Raw genomic sequence first — 618 nt, 5'->3', positions numbered from 1 at the left:
GCGGACCAGGACCTCGTAGAAGACGGCTCGCTTGAACCAGTCCGGGTCCCGGTCCTTGGCCGGTGTGTCCTCGAAGGTGTCCGGGACGGGCTCGTTGACAGTCATGACGCTCTTGACCCTCCGATCTGCGGTGCGGCCCGCCTGAGGTGGAGCACGTGGGCCGGCGCCCGGCCGGGATCCAGACACACGTAGTCGGAGCCGCCCCACTGGTAGGTGGCACCCGTCAGCTCGTCGTGCACGGACAGGGACGCGCCGTGATCGAGGCCGAGGTGCGGCATGTCCAACGAGACCGTGGCCTCCTGGGTGTGGTGGGGGTCGAGATTGACGACCACGATCACCGTGTCGGCCCCGGTGCGCTTGCTGTAGGCGATGACGGCGTCGTTGTCGGTGTGGTGGAAGCGGAGGTTCCTGAGCCGCCGCAACGCGGGGTGGCGGCGTCGGATGGTGTTGAGCTTGGTGATGAGGGGGGCGAGGGTGCGGTTCTCGCGGGCGGCGGTCTCCCAGTCGCGGGGGCGCAGCTGGTACTTCTCGGAGTCGAGGTACTCCTCGCTGCCCTGGCGCAGGGGGGTGTTCTCGCACAGTTCGTAGCCGCTGTAGATGCCCCAGGTGGGGGAGAGG

Annotated in this window: 1 protein-coding gene; it reads right to left on the bottom strand. The window is 68.6% G+C overall.

What is annotated here, in order from left to right; genetic code table 11:
• Positions 1–101 precede the first annotated feature (101 nt).
• On the bottom strand, positions 102–618 hold a 517-nt coding region (locus tag IG99_RS43525; RefSeq protein WP_037684579.1), incomplete at its 5' end, for a DUF3459 domain-containing protein.

It is taken from the genome of Streptomyces griseus subsp. griseus (assembly GCF_000720255.1).
Classification (GTDB): Bacteria; Actinomycetota; Actinomycetes; order Streptomycetales; family Streptomycetaceae; genus Streptomyces; species Streptomyces griseus_I.
The sequence above is the reverse complement of the archived record's forward strand: the minus strand, read 5'-3'. Positions and strand labels throughout refer to the sequence as shown.